Annotated in this window: 1 protein-coding gene; it reads right to left on the minus strand. The window is 27.7% G+C overall.

Annotated elements, in window-relative coordinates; all coding sequences use genetic code 11:
* On the minus strand, positions 1–274 hold a 274-nt coding region (locus RAD15_RS44050), incomplete at its 3' end, for a hypothetical protein (RefSeq protein ID WP_458184902.1).
* Positions 275–429: the final 155 nt, after the last annotated feature.

Consider the following 429-nt stretch of genomic DNA (forward strand, 5'->3'; position numbering starts at 1 on the left):
CCGCATTATTAGTTGTTCTATCCTCAAGTGGTTCATCACCACTTCTCACAGAATCGTATGAGAAACGGATAGTATTAAATTCAATTTTCTGACTACCTATTTCTATTTCTTTATTTTCTGTAAATACTTTGTATGTTCTAAAATTATAATGATATGTTTTTAAATCTGTGTTTATATTCTCGTTCAATTCACTTACATCCAAAAGTTTTTGGATAATTATATCTAAATCTTGTTCCTCATTATCTAGCCATCTAGTAGTTGTGATATACGCCATTAATTTTCTCCTTTTCAAATTTAGCTTTATTCGAGTTAAATGAAACCCAAATTTTTCTCATTAAATTAACATTAGGATTGCATTGTAATTCTATATCTGCATTTAACTCATTTTCTGACTTAATCACTTTAAAATTCAACGGTATAATATCACCA

This window comes from Bradyrhizobium sp. 14AA, from assembly GCF_054185205.1.